This is a genomic window from Paenibacillus castaneae (assembly GCF_002884445.1).
In the GTDB taxonomy this organism is placed as follows: domain Bacteria; phylum Bacillota; class Bacilli; order Paenibacillales; family Paenibacillaceae; genus Pristimantibacillus; species Pristimantibacillus castaneae.
Genome location: NZ_KZ614144.1, coordinates 238,150 through 254,873 on the forward strand (window position 1 = coordinate 238,150; position 16,724 = coordinate 254,873).

Annotated in this window: 12 protein-coding genes; 11 read left to right on the forward strand and 1 reads right to left on the reverse strand. The window is 42.9% G+C overall.

Annotated features, from left to right (window positions below; all coding sequences use genetic code 11):
* Positions 1–157: 157 nt before the first annotated feature.
* The 6 genes from CEF13_RS01145 to CEF13_RS01170 all read left to right on the forward strand — a co-directional run bounded on the left by CEF13_RS01145 (position 158) and on the right by CEF13_RS01170 (position 8,220).
* Positions 158–1,840, forward strand: a complete 1,683-nt coding sequence (locus CEF13_RS01145; RefSeq protein ID WP_166742960.1) for a sensor histidine kinase — start codon at positions 158–160, stop codon at positions 1,838–1,840.
* On the forward strand, positions 1,815–2,849 hold the full coding sequence (locus CEF13_RS01150) for a response regulator transcription factor (RefSeq protein ID WP_102709032.1): 1,035 nt from the start codon (positions 1,815–1,817) through the stop codon (positions 2,847–2,849). The genes CEF13_RS01145 and CEF13_RS01150 overlap by 26 nt, the downstream gene beginning before the upstream one ends.
* A gap of 247 nt (positions 2,850–3,096) precedes the next feature.
* Positions 3,097–4,770: a type 2 periplasmic-binding domain-containing protein gene (locus CEF13_RS01155; RefSeq protein WP_102709033.1), complete on the forward strand. Its 1,674-nt coding sequence runs from the start codon at positions 3,097–3,099 to the stop codon at positions 4,768–4,770.
* A gap of 74 nt (positions 4,771–4,844) precedes the next feature.
* Positions 4,845–5,732, forward strand: coding sequence for an ABC transporter permease (locus tag CEF13_RS01160; RefSeq protein ID WP_102709034.1), 888 nt, complete (start codon positions 4,845–4,847; stop codon positions 5,730–5,732).
* 21 nt (positions 5,733–5,753) lie between these two features.
* Positions 5,754–6,644, forward strand: a complete 891-nt coding sequence (locus CEF13_RS01165) for a carbohydrate ABC transporter permease (RefSeq protein WP_102709035.1) — start codon at positions 5,754–5,756, stop codon at positions 6,642–6,644.
* 43 nt (positions 6,645–6,687) lie between these two features.
* Positions 6,688–8,220, forward strand: coding sequence for a glycoside hydrolase family 31 protein (locus CEF13_RS01170; protein WP_102709036.1), 1,533 nt, complete (start codon positions 6,688–6,690; stop codon positions 8,218–8,220).
* Between the two features lie 73 nt (positions 8,221–8,293).
* On the opposite strand, the gene CEF13_RS01175 is transcribed toward CEF13_RS01170, so the two are convergent.
* Positions 8,294–9,502, reverse strand: coding sequence for a hypothetical protein (locus tag CEF13_RS01175; protein WP_102709037.1), 1,209 nt, complete (start codon positions 9,500–9,502; stop codon positions 8,294–8,296).
* A 299-nt stretch (positions 9,503–9,801) separates the two neighbouring features.
* On the opposite strand from CEF13_RS01175, the gene CEF13_RS01180 reads away from it, so the two are divergent.
* From CEF13_RS01180 to CEF13_RS01200, 5 genes are all read left to right on the forward strand, one after another.
* Positions 9,802–10,554, forward strand: coding sequence for a hypothetical protein (locus tag CEF13_RS01180; protein ID WP_342352578.1), 753 nt, complete (start codon positions 9,802–9,804; stop codon positions 10,552–10,554).
* A gap of 12 nt (positions 10,555–10,566) precedes the next feature.
* Positions 10,567–12,255: a vWA domain-containing protein gene (locus tag CEF13_RS01185; protein ID WP_102709039.1), complete on the forward strand. Its 1,689-nt coding sequence runs from the start codon at positions 10,567–10,569 to the stop codon at positions 12,253–12,255.
* Between the two features lie 25 nt (positions 12,256–12,280).
* A complete protein-coding gene (locus CEF13_RS01190; RefSeq protein WP_102709040.1) occupies positions 12,281–13,420 on the forward strand; it encodes a toxic anion resistance protein in 1,140 nt (379 codons plus the stop codon).
* A gap of 318 nt (positions 13,421–13,738) precedes the next feature.
* On the forward strand, positions 13,739–14,386 hold the full coding sequence (locus CEF13_RS01195; protein ID WP_102709041.1) for a TetR/AcrR family transcriptional regulator: 648 nt from the start codon (positions 13,739–13,741) through the stop codon (positions 14,384–14,386).
* 22 nt (positions 14,387–14,408) lie between these two features.
* Positions 14,409–16,721, forward strand: coding sequence for an ABC transporter permease (locus CEF13_RS01200; RefSeq protein WP_102709042.1), 2,313 nt, complete (start codon positions 14,409–14,411; stop codon positions 16,719–16,721).
* The last annotated feature ends 3 nt before the right edge of the window (positions 16,722–16,724 follow it).

A 16,724-nucleotide genomic window follows, 5' to 3' on the forward strand; every position in this document is an offset into this window, starting at 1 on the left:
ACTATAAACGGATCTTTGGAAGTTCTGTATTATGGGGAATGGCAGTTGAGGGAGAGGACAGATTATGTTGCAGATCGACGAAATCAGGACAACTCCTAGACGTCTTTGGCCTAGGACTTTACGTGGGCGACTCAGTATTCTTCTGGTGGTCAGTGTCTTGATTCCAGTCGTATTAATTGGATTTATATCTTTTGAGTGGATGTCTGCGGTTCAAACCACTAAGATTGATGAAGATTTAACGAGTAGTGTCAAGTCAGGAAGAGAATCGATTGAACGAATCCTGAGCAATTTGAGCGATGCATCCCAAATGCTTACATTTGACAGCGGTACCGGACAAGATGTAGTCGGGTTTCTTCAGGCAGAGACTCCATATGAACGGGCTGTGCTTTTTAAAGCGATTAATAAATCGGTGAACCTTATTAATTTATCTAATCCAAGTCTGGGACAAATATTTTATTATTTTCCCCGAGAAGAGACGGTGTACCGGTTTGAAAATATGCCGATAACGGACAATTTGAATCTCGAAACATTGCCATTATTTTATCAGGCTAACCGTATTTCTTATTACGGACCACATCCGTCGGTAGTTAGGGGAGCGGAAGATCGACTTGTATTCTCGATTATGCGGGAGGTAAGCGACGATTTTCCTAACACTTACGTATATGTTGAAACAAGGGCTGATAACTTCAAGGATATGCTTTCTCCCAGTCGACTAGGAATGAAGGCGCTTTATTTCCTTGTCAATCCTGATGGAAAGGTAGCATATAGCGATGATAGTGAGCTTGCCGCTCAAGGCAAGCGTTTGTCTGACATTCATAACTTGGGCGGAAATTTTCAAATATATGAGTCCTCTAATCGTAACGGATGGACGCTCGTGATGGCTGTATCCAAGCTTGAATATGAAGCGGAAACCAAGAAGTGGTTGCGGCAATACACGTATATTTCGGCATTATCGCTCAGTCTGGGTCTTATATTTGCTATGGTCATTTGGCGAATGGTGAATAGGCCCTTGCAGCTCATAACGAAAGAAGTACGATTGTTTACAGGTGAACAACCGATTGATTCCCCGTCTGTTCAGACCGGATTGGATGAATTCGATATTCTCTTGGAACGGTTCTACGACATGCGCAACAGACTGATTGAGATGATCAGTGAGATTAAACATGGAGAGAAACGAAGAGGAGAGATGGAAGTAGAGAAACTATTAGTACAAATCAATCCTCATTTTCTACATAATACATTAAACACTGTTCAGTGGCTGGCACGAATACATCACCAACCACAAATCGATAGACTTGTATCTGTCTTTACCCGTGTACTGCATTATAATTTGGGGAAGCAGAATATCATCGTTCGAGTGGGTCAGGAGGTAGAGGCGCTCTCCAATTACATTGAATTGCAAGACATCCGTTATAATTATATGTTTCAAGTAAAGGTAGATGTGGATCCGGCCTTACTAGACGTACCTATACCGCGTTTTATTTTGCAACCTTTAGTTGAGAATGCTTTGTATCACGGGCTTCCAGATGATAAAGGGGAGATATTGGTTACCATCCGTCGATTGAATGAAATCGAGTTTGAGATGTGCGTGTCGGATAACGGGACGGGTATGGATCAGGAGCAATTACAGCACTTACTAAGCGATAAGGGATTTGAGGAACAAAAGTCGGGACTCGGGATCGGATTGAAATACGTAATCAAGCTGATGGAGGTTTATTATAAGGAGCAGGCCAAATTTGATATGAAGAGCGAACAAGGCAAAGGGACGATTGTGTCGCTAATATTACCGCTTAAGATTGAAGGAGTGTCATTTGATGATAAGAGCAATGATCGTAGATGATGAACATTTAGTTCGTGTCGGATTAAGAATGACGATGCCGTGGGACAAGTTCTCGATCGAGGTGGCAGGTGAAGCCCGGAACGCCGAGGAGGCGCTCAAGCTGCTTGAGAAGGAATCGTTTGATTTAATGTTTATCGATATTTCAATGCCTGGGATGAACGGGCTCGATCTTGTGAATTTGGTACATATGCAGTACCCTGATATTTCGACTGTTATTCTTACCTGTCATCAGGAATTTGAGTATGTACAGAAAGCACTCCGTTTCGGGGCAGTGGATTATTTAGTGAAAACACAGCTGGAGCTAGATGTTATGGAACAAGCTTTAGAACGAATTGTTTCACGTATAAGCATAGCTCGATTGGATCAAACGGCAGCTATGATTGCAATAGATTCAATTCCCTCCAGCGAGGAGATGAAGGAGCTATGGTTACAGGTAAGTTGGTTAATGGATGACGACTTGTTTTCTCAAATGATGAGTAAGCTTGAGCAGCAAAAAGTGGATAATTGTGCTGTAATACTAAAAAAAGCTTTAGAGTATTGGGCAGAGTGTCTTCCGGCCTATGCTGATATATTTGAAAAGGATTCTATAGACAAGGATGAACGTCGGGAGCAAATTCTGCAGTGGATGAAAGACACTCGCAAAGCAGCAGTCAGCCGGCTAATCTGGACGAATTATACGGAGGAAGTAATAAAGCAAATATTACTCGCGGTGGATTATATCCATCAGTGTGATGGCAAGCAGCCATCGCAAGCGGAGTTATGTGTACATGTCAGCATGAGCCGCAGCTATTTCAGCAAATGCTTTAGAGGTGTTGTAGGAGTCTCGTTTGCCACATACATTCAAAATGTTGGATTAAACCGTGCTAAACTACTATTAATGAATACCAATTATCCTGTCTACCGGGTAGCTGAAGAAGTGGGGTTTCAGGACGATAAGTATTTCAGCAAGCTCTTTCGGGAACGGACAGGCTTTCTGCCAAGCCAGTATCGCTCCAGTATGCGGTTTTGAATGTACTTCTCTATTCAATAATAAGTATGAAGGAAGCGCAGGCATCGTAGTCGGCGGCTTCTTTTTTTTGATGCTTATATGGGAGAAAATAATCTATTAATGGTGTGTTAATTGTGTAAAGTAAATCATTCAAGCACAAAAACCACAGGTAAAGAGGACAAATGGCTTTCCCGTCTGAAGAGAAAGCGGTGCTATAATTTGAAAAGTAAAACGCTGCTTAAATACGATTCTGAAAGGGGTTTCAAAGATGAAAAAAAAGGGGTCCATATTGCTTCTGTCTCTTCTGTTACTCTTAACTACTGCATGCTCTAATACTTCTGGAACAAAGGAAAGCAAGAAGGGAGAGAATAATTCGGTTTCCGTGGAGAGCAAAGATCCATTTGCTCCACTACCGGAGAAAGTAACCATTAATTTGGCGAAAAGCGAGGGAGATATTAACCTCAATCTGCCTGTAGGGGATACGCTGACTGATAATGCGTGGACACGATTAATAGAAGAAAAATTGCAGGCTGATTTAAATTATGTATGGACGGTAAAAGCCGGCGACCCGTACACTCAGAAATTAAAGCTATCGATTGCCAGCAACGACATTCCGGATATGTTCCTTGTTGGATTCGATGAGTATTTGGAACTGGTCCATAACGGCATGATTGAAGATTTGACAGAGGCATACAAGGGGTATGCTTCGGATGGATTAAAAGACCTGTATACATCAGATGGCGGCAAAGCACTCGAAACGATGGAGGTAGACGGAAAGCTGTATGGTTTATCCTCTATGGGAACCATCGATAATAACACACCTATGGTGTGGGTGCGTCAAGACTGGTTGGACAAGCTTAATTTGGAAGCGCCAACCACCCTGGAGCAACTGAAAAAAGTGACTAAGGCATTTATCGAACAGGATCCGGATGGCAACGGGAAGAACGATACGGTCGGTATTCCTGGACAAAGTAATTTCTTTAATGCAGATATGCTTTCATTCGATGCGGTATTTAACAAGAATAAATCATTCCCAGGATTTTGGGTGAAGAATGAAAATGGAGATGTGGTATACGGTTCAACAACACCGGAAACCAAGGAGGCACTTGGAACGCTTCGGGCTATGTATGCTGAAGGGCTTCTCGATAAAGAATTTGGTGCCAAGAAATCGGATCAGGCAGCTCAGCTTATTGCAAGCAACAAATCCGGTATATTCTTTGGCTCGTGGTGGGCTGGATGGTGGCCGCTGACGGACTCCGTCAAGAATGATCCGAATGCCGTATGGCGTGCTTACACTCTTAAGGACTCGGAAGACGGCACTTATTATGCGAAGCAAGAACGACCAATCGGTAACATACTAGTTGTCAAAAAAGGTTTCTCTAATCCAGAAGCTGCTGTAAAGCTGCTCAATTGGCAAGTAAGAATGCAATATGAGGATCAATCGATCGATCCTTACAACGATGCAAATCCACCGGTGCATGACAATGCTCTTCCTATTTATATTGGTCTCTGGCGCGCAGATGAGGTATTAAAGCTGCATGAACTGGTAGTGAAAATCGCAGCTGGTGAAACCGTGGATGAAACGACTTATGATGGTCCTGCCTATTTAATTGAAGATGCAAAGAAAGTGGCAGAGCAGTGGAAGCAGGGAGAGGAATGGCTAAGCCAAAATTCGGACAAATACGGAGAACCGTTCTCCCGCGTTATAGGCGTACAACCACTTGTAGCCGAGAAGAATAAGGAACGCGTATACAGTGAGTTTTACGGCAAGACCAAAACGATGGAACGGAAATGGGTTAACCTTACTAAGCTTGAAGATACTGCATTTATGCAAATTGTGCTTGGTAACAAGCCACTGGATTATTTTGATCAGTTCGTTGAAGAGTGGAATAAGCAAGGTGGAAGTCAAATTACCGAGGAAGTTCGTGAGCAATTGAAATAATTCCATCGACAAGCAGCTAAGAGCCGGTCAAGTCCGGCTCTTAGCTATCTCATGTAAGAAGGAGGAAATCAAAGATGAATAAACGAATAGCTCTGCACTACCATTTGATGCTCTTTCCTGGTATATTGCTTCTCCTATTATTCAGTATTTATCCGATGTTCGGTATCGTAATTGCATTTCAGGACTTTAGCCCGGTTAAAGGATTCTGGGGATCGGAATGGGTTGGTCTGGAGAATTTCAAGTATATGCTTGAAATACCTGACAGCAAGCGAGTGTTTTTAAATACGATATTTATCGCAGTTATGAAAATAACGGCTAACTTGGTTGCTGCTTTGATCTTTGCGCTGCTTCTAAATGAACTGCGGGCTCGGTTCTTTAAGCGCTTCGTACAGACCATCGTATATTTGCCCCATTTTATTTCCTGGGTTCTCATAGGCGGTATTGTTGGACAGATGCTGTCGCTAGATGGAGTAGTTAATCAAGGATTGGAGCTAATTGGCCTTGATTCTGTATTCTTTCTCGGCAGTAATAACTGGTTTCCGTTTGTCATTGTTGGAACAGATGTATGGAAAGAATTCGGTTTCTCTGCAATCGTATTTTTAGCTGCATTAACCGCCATCAATCCGGTGCTGTATGAAGCGGCGGAGATCGATGGAGCGACGAGATGGCAGAAGCTTAGATTCGTGACGCTTCCTGCAATTTCGGCAACGATCATTCTTATTGCAACATTAAGCCTTCAGAATGTTTTAAACGCAGGATTTGAACAGGTATTCAATCTATATAACACGCTAGTATACGAGTCTGGCGATATTATTGACACCTATGTGTACAGAATGGGATTAATTGAATCACAATACGAACTAGCTACGGCGGTTGGTACGCTGAAATCCATCGTTAGTTTGATTTTGATTTATATTTCGTATCAATTGGCTGCAAAATTTGCAAATTATCGGATTTTTTAGCAGGACAGGGGGATTACAACTATGGTTTATGGAAAAGGACCGCTCAATCGGATTCTTGACGGAGTCATTCTAATTATTTTATGCGGTATCGCCACCCTTAGTTTGTTTCCGTTGCTGCACATTCTCGCCATTTCATTCAGCGATAAGTCGGCTGTTGCCGCGGGATCTGTCATTTTATGGCCTAAGGGTGTTAATTTGGCGGCTTATCGGGCTGTTGTTCAGGACGGAGCGTTCTTTACGGCATTTTGGGTATCTGTGAAAAGAGTATTGCTGGGAGGGGGAATTCAATTTGCCCTAACCATTCTTATGGCCTATCCGCTTTCGCGCGAAGTGAATATTTTTCGGTTGCGAAATGTATATATGTGGTTTATCGTATTTACGATGTTGTTCAGCGGCGGTTTAATTCCTTGGTATATCACGATACGTGATTTGGGACTGCTGGATTCGATTTGGGCATTGGTGCTCCCGGGCGCGGTTCCTGTTTTCAACGTTATTATATTGATGAATTTCTTCCGTGGTATCCCGAAAGAACTGGATGATGCCGCCACGATTGATGGGGCAGGGCCTTGGCGTACGCTGCTGCAGATCTATGTTCCGCTGTCCTTGCCGGCACTGGCAACCGTTACATTGTTCAGTATCGTTACACATTGGAATTCTTTTTTTGATGGACTTATTTTAATGAACAATCCGTCGAATCAGCCTCTGCAAACCTACTTAAATCAGATTGTAGTTCAATTCAACAACTCAAGTGCAAATATGACTGTTGATGAGATTGAAAGAATCTCAAAACTCTCGAACCAGACGGTCAACTCGGCCAAAATATTAGTAAGCATGATTCCTATATTGATTATTTATCCGCTGCTGCAAAAATATTTTGTTAATGGATTAACACTAGGGTCCGTCAAAGAGTAAGCTATCCCTTCCTTGGATTAAGGAGAGAGTGAGGAGTAGGAGAATGAAACAACGGGACATGGTATTGGACATATTACCGGATGAAGTATGGTGGGGCGGTGTTGTAAATGACGGAATCCATATGCCCTTCTCATCTGAGGGTGAAGTGAAAAGGGATCTGAACGGTCATTTGGCCTACAATCAAGGGTCACCGCTTCTTTTATCCAACAAAGGTCGTTATGTATGGTCTGAAGAGCCCTTCAGCTTCGAGATAATGAATGGTCAGCTTAAGGTAAGCGGGATGACAGAATCGATATATGCTGACCGGGGCGGTGAGAATTTAAGAGAAGCTTTCCTGCAAGCATCACAAACGTTCTTCCCTTCAAACGGAGCTACACCGGACAAAAGGTTTTTCAACGTTCCACAATATAATACTTGGATGGAAATGTCATATGATTGTACACAGCAGAAAGTGATAGATTACGCAGAAGCGATTCTCGCGAACGGTCTGCCTCCTGGTTTATTAATGATCGATGACAATTGGCATGAGGATTACGGGACGTTGGATTTTGACAGGAAAAGATTTCAAGATCCTAAGAAAATGGTAGAGCATTTGCATGGACTTGGCTTTACAGTGATGCTTTGGGTATGTCCTTTTATAAGTCCGGACAGCTCTGTATACCGTGCGCTACAAAGAAAAGGTTATCTTATTCGCGGCGCGAATGGCCGTCCTGCGATCCGTGAATGGTGGAACGGGTTCAGTGCGGTTCTCGACCTTACCCATCCGGAAGCGGAACAATGGTTCAGGGGACAATTGGATAATCTGATGCAGTCTTATGGCATAGACGGTTTCAAACTGGATGCTGGAGATCCGGAATATTACACACGGGATGACGTGACTCATAAACCAACTACACCGAATGAACAGAGTGAAATCTGGGCGCGCCTGGGATTGCACTACCGTTACAACGAATATCGCGCCTGCTGGAAAATGGGTGGTCAACCGCTTGTGCAGCGGCTGAGCGACAAGAATCATAGCTGGGGACTTGATGGTCTCCGAAGCCTGATTCCGAATGGGCTGGCTCAAGGACTTCTTGGCTTCGCATTTAACTGTCCTGATATGGTGGGCGGCGGCCAATATGAGGATTTAGTTAGACCGGACTTCAAGGTAGATCAGGAACTATTCGTGCGTTACGCACAGTGTGCTGCCCTGTTCCCGATGATGCAGTTTTCAACGGCACCTTGGCGTGTTCTTGATCAAGAGCATGCAGCATTATGTATCCAAGCGGCAAAGCTGCACGTTGAAATGGGCGAGTATATCGAGGAATTAGCCGTTCAGGCAGGGATGACGGGAGAGCCTGTTATGCGTCATCTGGCATATATGTATCCGGATATGGGATATGAATCAGTTATGGACGAGTTTCTTTTGGGTGATCGCATTCTGGTAGCACCTGTTTTGAGTCAGGGAGCAGCTCGTCGAATCATCGTTTTCCCTCCGGGGGAATGGGTTGGTGATGACGGTTCCGTCATTATGGGACCGTGCGAACAGGAAGTCGAAGCTCCGTTAGAGCGTTTGCCATGGTACCGGAAAAAGTAAACACGATAGCATTTGTGAGATTAAAAGGCCATTCCGAATTGGAATGGCCTTTTAAGTTTAATCTGTAATCAGCTTATTTCCGGATGAATTTACTAATATTGAATGTCTGCAAATCTTTAACGGATTGTAATCTTATTATGTCTTTTAAGTCTCTATTTCCCGTTGGTGCAGGATTAGTTTGAGCTGGAGGGTTAGCAGGAACAATTCTATGCAAGGTGATGGTTTCAGGTTCAACGAGAGGAGGAGAAAATTCACTAGGCTCAAAAACCTTTGGAGGCTGCATTTGACCTCTCGAAAGACGGATGGCATGATCCATTACTGCATTTATGAGCTTGGAATAGACACTGATAGCATGATTAAGAACTTCGGCTGGAGGGAGATTTTCAAAAAATGTTGGATTACGAAGGGCAAATTCCAAGTCGTTTCGGGCCTGAATGTAGTGTAACTTTTGCTCGCGTGCATCTCGCAGTGCATATAAGAAATCTTCTTGTTCTTCAAGGGTTGGCATAGGCAAAGGTATCGTATCATAGGTGGCAATTTCGGTCTCATATGCAAAAGAACTTGCTTTTGCAATTGCAGGGAAATTTTTATATCGTTCGATAACCTCACTAATTTGAATAGTAGGGGAGATTTGAGCGCCGCTTCCAGCACGTTGAAACATTGTCGCACTATATTCAGACTTTGTACTTGATTCTTTGTTCGCCGATTCAAATTTCCCTGAAAAACTTCCTGATGCAACTAAACCATTGAATTCTGCATGTAATGCGGTTGATAGTTCGCTTTGTTTGGATGAAGAGACAGAAGTAATTCGAATGACAGCATAGAACTCCCCTCCGGTTTGAAGACCACGAACAAAGCTATCTCCAAAAGCTTTCTTAAACTCAGCAAATCGGTTTGTATCTAGAAGTGCCTGTGCGGCAGATGATACTTTAAAGTTTCTCCCTCGGGTCAATGGATTTCGAACGACACAGCGGGCTACAAGAAATGTTGACGTTGAATTGTAACTGGAAGATTCAGAGAAATTTGCTTTTGCTGAACCAGAAAAGAATCCGTATCTGCCCGAAGCCTCGAACGACATCCCTAAGCTTCCCATAAGTTCTTCATGCGAATTGATTATTGTAATCGATGCAAGGACCTCTTGTCCCGAAGCAACGACTGCTCCAGGTATGGTAAAACTCTCAAGCCCCGTTCCAACTGCCAATCCAGTATCACTATTAAACCCCATTCCAATTTCTTCATCATTAAATTCTATACGGCGAATTTGTTGAATCGGTACAGGCATTTTCACTCCTCCAATAATAACAAGTATTTTTTGGAACCCGCTGGAATCTAAGCTTTATATGTATGTATATTCTTAATTTCTAGAAAAATCCCTTTAGTCCACTTTGCTGTTCCATAGGGTCTCTTTTTCCCATTATTAAAATCAATCGGATAAATCAGTAAAATTAAGAGCTTGTTCGGTTATTCTCTGATCAAAATAAGCATAAGGAGAGTTATATCTTCATTTTATTCATGAAGCATGTTGATCTTGACGCTTCTAAAAAAGCCGAATTGGAGTAAGTTACTGTATTAGCGGGGGACGTGTGTACTTTGGATAACGGGAGATTCTCGAAGCTGTTTGGGCTTGTAGGCGCAGTTGCGGTCCTGAATATAATCGTTCTATCACCAGGGCTTCTGGGTGTGGAAATAGGAGGTGAAAGTGTACTTGAAACAGCTTCAGCCGTAACTTTATTGGTGGTGAGTTTCCTTGTACTGCTTTACGGGAGTTATGCTTTACTCTTTAAAGCTCCTGTTGCGGCACCAGTTAAAAAAATAGCCACGCGTGAGGATTATATGGCTGCACTTAACCATTATCGGAATTCCAAAGAGCTCAAGAAGGATATTTCTCTTGCCATTGATCAGTTGGAACGAATGGAAAAGAAGAAGATTACTTTGTCTGAGGTGCTTAGCCAGCGATTTGATCAGACAGAGTTAAGCTACAAGAAGTTTGATTCGGTTATCTATGAGGTTGAGAAGCTGTTCTATCTCAATATTCGGGGAATTCTCAATAAACTATCAGTGTTCGAGGCTTCTGGATATTCAAGCTTTACTAATCAACAAAAATCCGCGAATTTTTCTGACAAACTAGTGAAGGAAAAAACCGATTTATACAACGAGTACTTATCCTATGTGACGGGTTACCTTGGTGCAAATGAAGAAATTTTACTAAAGCTAGATAAATTATTATTGGAAATCTCTCTGCTAGACAGTGCGGATTATAGAGATGTCGAGGATATGCCCTGTATGAAGGAAATTGATTTATTAATTAAGCAGACCAAACTTTATAAGCAATGAGAGGGGACAGATATGGCGGGTAAAGGGAAAGCTTTTGTGGTGTTAGTGGGAATTGCAGCAGTTGTTTTTCTGCTTGTGTATTTAGGGATCAGTTTGACGTCCAATTTAGGCAAAACCCAGACTCAAATCACTTCGGAGGATGCGGCTAAAAAGCTGGATAATCTATATAACCGTATTTCTGTGACGATGACGGAACCGATAAAGGGCCAAATCGATCTTGATCCTGTGGAGATAGGCGATTCATTACCCGATATTTCTAAGTTTCCTGTTTCGGTATCTAATACAACCGATAGCTTCGTAGAAATTTTTTCTTCTACAGAGAAGTCTGGAACGGGAGTTGATGGCTGGTTAAATGAAGTAGCGACTGAATTCAATAAGTCTAATATTTCGGTAAATGGAAAAACGGTGTCCGTTATGATCCGTAATATCGCATCGGGAACAGCTGCTGATTATATAAGGTCGGGTAAATATGTACCAGATGCGTATACCCCTTCTAATGAGCTATGGGGTGAAATGGTTAAAGCAGACGGTATCCCTACGCAGCTTGTCTCTAAGCGTCTTGTCGGCAATGTTGCAGGTATTGTAACAACTAAGAAAAAGTATGATGAGCTGGTAAGCAAGTACGGTGCTCTGAATATAAAGACGGTTACAGACGCTATAGCGGATAATGAGCTGGCTATGGGGTATACGGATCCTTTTGCCAGTTCTACGGGTCTCAATTTTCTAGTAACTGCCCTCCGAACCTTTGACAGCTCGGACCTGCTTGGGGAGAAGGCAGTTCAAGGCTTTGAGAAATTCCAGGCTAATGTTCCTTTCCTGGCATCAACCACGCTGCAAATGCGCGAGGCAGCCAAGACAGGCATGCTGGATGCTTTTGTTTTAGAGTATCAAACCTTTGTGAATGCGACGGATTTCAAAGCAGGCTATGTGTTCACTCCTTTTGGCGTCAGGCATGACAGCCCGCTTTATGCTTTGGGTGATTTGCCTAAGGATAAGTTGGAGATCATTCAGAAGTTTGCCGATTTTGTGGAGCAAGAAAAATACCAGCGTTTAGCGGAGCAAAAAGGTTTCAATGGTCTGAAAGATTATCAGTCTGAGCTTGGAGTGGTAGATGGCAGTCTTTTGTCTGCTGCGCAGAAGCTGTGGAAGGAGAAGAAGGATGGGAGTAAGCCGAATGCGGCTGTGTTCGTAGCTGATGTATCTGGCAGCATGGGCGGTGAACCGTTGAATCGGCTGAAGGAATCGTTATTGAAAGGACAAAAATATTTAGGTCGTGACAATAGTATTGGTTTTGTTTCTTACTCCAGTGATGTTGCCATCAATCTTCCTATCGGGAAGTACGATACGAATCAGCAGTCTATGTTTGTCGGAGCTATAAACAGTCTTCAGGCTAGCGGGGGGACAGCAACTTTTGACGCCATTGTAGTGGCCATGAAAATGCTTAAGGATGAGATAGATCTGCATCCGGACGTGAAGCCGCTGATCTTTGTGTTGAGCGATGGTGAAACGAATGAAGGGAATTCGCTTAAGGATATCAGAGGATTGATTGAGACGTACAAAATCCCGATCTATACGATTGGATACAATGCGAATATCGAGGCGCTTCAAAGCATTTCAAGCATTAATGAGGCAGCCAGCATTAATGCAGATACAGAGGATGTTGTTTATAAAATTGGCAATTTGCTCAACGTTCAAATGTAATGCTAACTCATGAGGAGGGGCTGCAATGTCTTTTACAATGGAAGTAATTAATGAGGAGAAATTGAAAACGGCGATAGAGGAGCAGGTTAAGCCTGAGCCCGAGGAAGTAACGCAGTTAAAAGAGCTGGCCTTAAACAATGTTTCAACGATTCTGGCATTGGATATTGAGTCATTGGAGAAGCGGAGAGAGGTGCTGCAATCCATTGATAGCTTCGGAATGGGCTCAATGAGGTCGTCCTCGGAAAAAAATGCTCTCTTGCAAGTAGCTGTAGGGAACTTATCCAAAACAGGGGATGAAGGCGGGGAAGTAGCTAAGGGTTTGACGGAGCTGCATCTTCAGCTAAAAGATTTAGACCCAAGTGTTGTGGATTTTGCCAAAAGTGGTCTGTTAGGCAAGCTCTTTAACCCTTTGCGGCGTTATTTTGTGAAATACCAGAAAGCAGATGCTGTCATTTCAGACATTATATTATCTTTGGATAAGGGGAAAACGATATTAAAGAATGATAATACAACGTTGGAGCTCGAACAGCATACACTTAGGGAGCTCACTAAAAAGCTTCAAAAGGAAATCCAGCTTGGCGTGCTAATGGATGCAGAGATTGAGTCACAGATTGAAGCGGCTAAGCTGCGTCAGGAATCTGAAGATAAAATTATTTTCATCACGGAGGAAGTATTGTTTCCTTTGCGCCAGCGTCTTATGGATTTGCAGCAAATGCTGGTCGTTAACCAACAGGGAATTATGGCTATTGAGGTTGTCATGAGAAATAATAAGGAGCTCATCAGAGGGGTAGACAGAGCTAGAAATGTTACGGTGTCCGCCCTGAAAATTTCGGTTACAGTGGCAAGCGCCCTCTACAATCAGAGAATTGTTCTAAAAAAGATTGAGCTTCTCAATCAAACGACTGACAATCTCATAAGCGGCACTTCAAAAATGCTCAAAGATCAGGGCGCAGCAATCCAAAAGCAGTCACTCGAAACGAATATTTCAGTCGATACGATGAAACAGGCTTTTGTTGATGTGCTGTCAGCGCTAGATTCGATTAGTACGTATAAGCAGGAGGCGCTCCCAAGAATGCGTGAAACCATTAATCAGTTCAGAGAACTGGCTAATGAAGGAGAAACTAGAATTCAACGGCTGGAGAAAGGTCAAAAGTTAGGCTTGTAGGTTGCGTGGGTGTTGATCAAACCTCAACCGCCATACAACAATCGACTAATGTAATGGATGAAATCGTTGCCTCATCTGAATCAGTGGCGAATTTAGCTGAACAGTTGAATCGCTCTGTGGCCCAATTTAAATTCAAAGAGTAGAACACTTTGTATCATGTGATTATGGTTAAGACCTCGGTAGAGGTCTTTTTTTTGCTTTCCTTCAATGCAGCAGCACTAATTTAAAACGTCTTCTTGACAACATAATAGAATAATATGTTATTATTAACCAAACGTATAGACAGGCAGTCGGTCGGTTTATGGAGGGGATGTAAAGATGAGAGTTGTAAAAGAAGCTGAGGAACGCAAAAACGAAATAATTGACGCAGCTGATGAGCTTTTCGGTCAGAAGGGCTTTGATGGCACAAGTACAAACGATATTCTCGAGAAGGTCGGAATTGCGCGCGGAACGTTATATCATCACTTCAAGTCGAAGGAGGATATTATGGACGCGCTGATTGAGCGGTATAATGTCCGACTTTTAGGCGCAGCGGAGGAAATTGCCGAAGACAAGAGCATACCCGTAGTAGAGCGCATTATTCGCGTTGTTATGGCAATGAACTTAAGTGGCGGAAGCAGCAAGGAAATTATGGAGCACATTCATAAGCCGCAGAATGCGCTTATGCATCAGAAAATACAAAGGGCCATCATCAGCGGCATTACGCCGATACTGTCGGAAATTATTCGTGAGGGCATCCAGCAGGGACTGTTCCACACGCCGTACCCGTATGAATGCATGGAAATGGTTGTGATCTATGCAAATACCGTTTTTGATGATGATATGGTTCAAATGACGAACGAAGAGCGAGCTTCACGCATACAGGCTTTTGTTTTCAATGTAGAAAGGCTGCTTGCTGTCAAAAGCGGAGGTCTTATAGACGTAATGCAGATGTTTGGCAGTGGAAATAGAGACAGTAATGAGTAATTCGGGAAAACAGAGGTGACTTATGTTTAACAGAATAATCCGCAATGATATTTTAAAGAGCAAAGCGATAACATTGACAACAATGATATTTGTCGCTGCATCAGCTATGCTTGTTTCACTAGCGGCGATACTCGTCATTAATCTTTCGGGCGCGCTAGATACGCTCATGACACAAGCTAAAACTACGCATTTTATGCAGATGCATGCGGGTGAAATTGATACTGCGCGGCTTACAACTTTTGCGGAGCAAAATAACAATGTCGATGAATTTCAAGTTCTTGAATTTTTAAACATTGACGGCGCGCAGATTATATTGGGCGATAATTCGCTTGCAAACAGCGTTCAGGACAACGGTTTAAGCGTACAGAGCGAAAAATTCGATTATCTTCTTGATCTGGATGGAAACATCATCAACGTATCTGACGGCGAACTTTATGTTCCAGTAAGCTATTTGAAGGACAATACCACAAAGGCCGGTGACAAGGCAGTAATAAGCGGGAATGAATTTACCGTTGCGGGGTTTCTCCGTGATTCGCAGATGAATTCCTCGCTCGCCGGCTCAAAAAGATTTCTTGTTAGTAAAAATGATTACGCACAGATTAAAAACCTTGGAAGTACGGAGTATCTAATTGAGTTCAGATTAAAGGATGTCTCTGCGATCGGTGCGTTTGCAACGGCTTATGCCTCCGCAGGACTTGAAGCGAACGGACCATCCGTTACATACACGCTTTTTACAATGATGAACGCACTATCTGATGGGATGATGATTGCGGTTATTCTTCTTATAAGCGTACTTGTCGTTGCAATTGCATTTATGTGCATACGTTTCACACTCCTTGCAAAAATAGAAGAGGACTACCGCGAAATTGGCGTTATGAAGGCAGTAGGACTGCGTCTATCCGACATAAAAAAGATTTATCTTGCGAAATATGCAGCGATTGCGGCGGCAGGCAGTATACTCGGTTTTGCTCTTTCATTTATGTTCAAAGGCTTGCTTCTTGATAACATACGGCTTTATATGGGGGAAAGCGACAATTCTTTTTTTGCTGTGGCTTTAGGAATAATCGGCATACTGCTTGTATTCCTTGCAATTATTGCTTATGTAAATGGAGTGTTGAGACGCTTTCGGAAAATATCCGCTGCAGAAGCCATACGCTTCGGCACTTCCCAGGAAAAAAATACGGGTGCAAAGCGTTTTAGCCTGAGCGGAAACAGGCTGTTTGACACGAATATTTTTCTCGGTATCAAAGATGTTCTTGCAAGGAAAAGACTTTACGCCACTATGCTTGTGGTGCTGGTCATTTCTTCATTTATTATTATTGTTCCGCAGAATCTGTACAACACGATTTCCTCAAAAACCTTCATTAATTATATGGGGATTGGAAACTACGATATGCGCATACAGCAGGCCGGCAATTCTACTGATGAAGCCGCTGTTATAGTAGAGACTATGAAAAACGATAGTACCATTTCAAAGTATGCCGTCCTAACAATTAAAACATTAAAAGCAAAAACAGAAAACGGCTCGGAGGAAAATATAAAAGTTGAGCTCGGCGATCATTCGATATTTCCTATAAAATATTCATTGGGCCGGGCACCCGCCGCAGAAGACGAGATTGCACTTTCATCTATAAACGCCGATGAAATGAGTAAAAAAGTCGGAGATGTCATTAAACTGCTGATTGAGGGAACTGAGAAAAATCTTACGATAAGCGGAATTTATTCCGATGTTACAAACGGTGGTAAAACCGCAAAGGCTGTTTTCACCGACAATACGGCGGACATTATATGGAGCATTATCAGCGCGGAGCTTTCGGATAAATCTCTTACCGACGCAAAGGTTTCGGAATATGCAGACAAGTTTGATTTGGCAAAGGTTTCGGATATTGATGAATTTGTTAAACAGACATTAGGCTCGACAATAAGCTCAGTCGAAATGGCCTCCTATGCTGCAATTGCCGTTGCGCTGGTCATAACGGTACTCGTTACATTGTTATTTATGAAAATGCTCGTCGCTAAGGACAAATATTCCATTGCCGTAATGAGAGCGTTCGGTTTTACAAACTCGGATATTAAGGCGCAGTATGTTACGCGTACAGTATTCGTTCTGATTGTAGGAATTGTTCTCGGCACGCTTCTGGCAAACACTCTTGGAGAGATGCTTGCGGGGTTGATGATCTCCTCGTTTGGAGCATCGACGTTTCATTTTGCGGTCAATCCTCTTTCGGCGTATCTGTTTAGTCCCTTGATGATGATAGGCGCGGTACTTATTGCAACGATGATTGGCACATCAGGCGCGGGAAAAATAAAAATATCCGAAAATATAAAGGAGTAGGCA

What these genes read in the sequence shown, in the direction of transcription:
- CEF13_RS01150 (WP_102709032.1), top strand. Translation starts at nt 1,815, where the DNA reads ATGATAAGAGCAATGATCGTAGATGATGAACATTTAGTTCGTGTCGGA.
- CEF13_RS01155 (WP_102709033.1), top strand. Translation starts at nt 3,097, where the DNA reads ATGAAAAAAAAGGGGTCCATATTGCTTCTGTCTCTTCTGTTACTCTTA.
- CEF13_RS01160 (WP_102709034.1), top strand. Translation starts at nt 4,845, where the DNA reads ATGAATAAACGAATAGCTCTGCACTACCATTTGATGCTCTTTCCTGGT.
- CEF13_RS01165 (WP_102709035.1), top strand. Translation starts at nt 5,754, where the DNA reads ATGGTTTATGGAAAAGGACCGCTCAATCGGATTCTTGACGGAGTCATT.
- CEF13_RS01170 (WP_102709036.1), top strand. Translation starts at nt 6,688, where the DNA reads ATGAAACAACGGGACATGGTATTGGACATATTACCGGATGAAGTATGG.
- CEF13_RS01175 (WP_102709037.1), bottom strand. Translation starts at nt 9,502, where the DNA reads ATGCCTGTACCGATTCAACAAATTCGCCGTATAGAATTTAATGATGAA.
- CEF13_RS01185 (WP_102709039.1), top strand. Translation starts at nt 10,567, where the DNA reads ATGGCGGGTAAAGGGAAAGCTTTTGTGGTGTTAGTGGGAATTGCAGCA.
- CEF13_RS01190 (WP_102709040.1), top strand. Translation starts at nt 12,281, where the DNA reads ATGTCTTTTACAATGGAAGTAATTAATGAGGAGAAATTGAAAACGGCG.
- CEF13_RS01195 (WP_102709041.1), top strand. Translation starts at nt 13,739, where the DNA reads ATGAGAGTTGTAAAAGAAGCTGAGGAACGCAAAAACGAAATAATTGAC.
- CEF13_RS01200 (WP_102709042.1), top strand. Translation starts at nt 14,409, where the DNA reads ATGTTTAACAGAATAATCCGCAATGATATTTTAAAGAGCAAAGCGATA.